The organism is Methanospirillum sp. (assembly GCF_028679455.1).
In the GTDB taxonomy this organism is placed as follows: Archaea; Halobacteriota; Methanomicrobia; order Methanomicrobiales; family Methanospirillaceae; genus Methanospirillum.
Window position 1 is genome coordinate 1 of the sequence record NZ_JAJRBM010000265.1, and the last position, 2541, is coordinate 2541.

General features: G+C 41.4%; 1 protein-coding gene and 1 pseudogene. Both read right to left on the reverse strand.

Annotated elements, in window-relative coordinates; translation table 11 throughout:
* Positions 1 to 19: 19 nt before the first annotated feature.
* Entirely contained in the window at positions 20 to 316 is a 297-nt protein-coding gene (locus LUQ50_RS08865; protein ID WP_300039322.1) for a nucleotidyltransferase domain-containing protein, read from the reverse strand.
* Between the two features lie 313 nt (positions 317 to 629).
* Positions 630 to 2248: pseudogene (locus tag LUQ50_RS08870) on the reverse strand (IS1634 family transposase).
* Between the last annotated feature and the right edge of the window lie 293 nt (positions 2249 to 2541).

Consider the following 2541-nt stretch of genomic DNA (forward strand, 5'->3'; position numbering starts at 1 on the left):
AGAAACGGAAGATCATCTTTCAAACCCACACCACCTCACGGGAAATGTACGGGAGAATATATCTGGAAACCCCGTCGGTCGTGACAATTTCCACCTTCCTTGGAAATAATGATTGAAGATGTTCTTCAAGATCGAGGTATTTCCGGTATGAGACCGATATAGGATCAAGTTCTATGAGAATATCGATGTCACTCTGATCGCCGGCCTCATCCCTGACAACAGAGCCGAAGAGACCCATCCTTCTGACGCCAAAACGGTCTTTAACGCTCATGACCTCACGTTTGAGTACCGATAAGACCTCATCACGTTCTGTCATATGATCTCTCATGTACCTGTGTATTCATGGATATATAAGGAAAACCCGATCTGAAGAACATAGAGATTTTTGTATTATCGGTTTTCCAAATGTCTATAAAGACCTGGGATGTATATTGATGTGCCGTGCTTAACGTATGGTTGGGGAGCGGATTGCCGGGTAACTCCGGCTTTCTGCAGTAATCGGATCAGTCCTGCTCCGGGGATTGGTTCGATAAGCTCTTTTCACGAATAGATTCAGATTTATAAATTATCTATCACCATTAAGGAAATTTCTCCTGAATTCGATTATCCCACATTCGCCAGATCAAAAATCAAGCGTAGAATTTTTCATACTCCGGCCCAAGCAAAACTAAAATTTTCAGGAGCTCGTTATTGATGTTGTGAACAGATGACTGTATGGTATTCTTCATCCGAACAGTACAGGATTTAATCTCTCTAAATTTGAAATATATCCATTTCATCGTAGGTTTTGCAGTTGGCTTCTTTTTTTGATCCAACACTGTTTCCTTTTCTTCCTGGAGGCGTTTTCTCATCAACCACTTCGTATAAGAATAGATCATAAGACAGAGGACCATCACCATGCATAATGCTTCAATCCTTTTTTCACTCTTCAAATAGACCTCTGCCACTCTGAATGATTTGTCTTTCAGAAATCTGAATCCCTTTTCAACCAGCATTTGCCCTTTGTAGTGATTAAGAATTGTTTCAGGATCCAGCTCATGAATATTGGTCGCGAGAACGAATCGAACAAGATATTCGCGTTCTTTCTCAATTCTTATTGGGTCTAATTTAATTGATGCATCGATCTGATAGGATGTGATCAATGCTTCCCCTTCTTTTGGTCTTCCCCTTTATCCGTTGGCACGCTTATTGATTGTTACGATCTCCGAGTGAACAGGAATAACAAAGGTATTATCCAAGAGAAACCTGGAAAATGCACTCTTCGCATCTGCTTCACAGGCATAGAAAACTGCAGATATCTGCTTCAATTCCTTGATCGCCGCCTTTAATCGCTTGGACACATTCATATCATACGTTTTCATCTCCCTGATTTTCATCTCTTCAGATGCAACAACAATCCATTTTTGTGTGATATTACCATATTGTGAGTCAACTGCGCAGCAGGAGTAACGGGGATCAGAGGTAGGGGTAAATATCAAGTCTGATTTGAGAAGGTCAGTCATTTCTTTGATTGTTGCAGGAACACTGGAAATTCATTTTGTCTGCTCACCTAGTGCATTGATATTCTTATCAGTATACAGAGCACTATCGCCCATGAAAATAACTCCAGGATCAAAGGTGAATGCCTTTTTCAGTGAAAGAATTGTAGCCAAGAGGGTTTCCTTATCCGATTCATTCCCATCATGGGCACGGGCAAATATGGGAATTCCATGCTGGTTTACGACAAGGCTCAATACAAACCTCTTTAAGTCCCACCGTTTGTCTTTTGGATGTCCCTTTGTAATTTTTATGCATCCATCGCCAGAGTTATTTTCATATTCTCCATGGACACTGAAATCCGTGGTATCCACATGACCGAGCTGTACTCCCTCCTTGTACACCGTAAACATCTGCAGGACAAGATCGGTAAACAACCGCGTAGATCCATACGCATGAATTTGCTCTAATAAACGACCAATAACGGATTCATTAAGGTGTTTGCTGTGATATCTGAACCCAGAAGGCGCTTGAGGTCAAGATGCTGACAGTAATCGGGGAAGAGATAGAGACGTCGCTCAGTAAATCCAAGTCCGTTCAGAAGTAATGCCAGGAGAATTTGTGAACTGGATATCTTGTGTTGTCCTATTTTCGGTAAAGCACGTTCAATTATTGGAGCTAAACCGAGTTTTTCGAAGGTTCATGCAACGAGACCAGGATGATCAATCGAACTAATAGACTCAATGGTGAATGAGTTTTCGTCAGATTCCATCAGGATTAAAGTATGTCCGATCTTAGTTATATAGTTTACCATTATATACTATGTAATGGACATCTGACGAATGTGAGTTACACTGTCGCAGGGAGTAAGAGGGGGTCCATGGATGCCAAATGAGACCCATATTTGGTACTCGGAAAAATTGGATATGCATTCAGATTTAGCACATGCCTGAATAGTTACGTGCGACAAGAGGCTGAATTGTTGGATTGCGTTAGCTATCTCATCTGTTCGGGATATCTCTACCATAGCATGCGGTTCTGGTAACGGAATTGTATGAAGCCTAT

What these genes read in the sequence shown, in the direction of transcription:
- LUQ50_RS08865 (WP_300039322.1), bottom strand. Translation starts at nt 316, where the DNA reads ATGACAGAACGTGATGAGGTCTTATCGGTACTCAAACGTGAGGTCATG.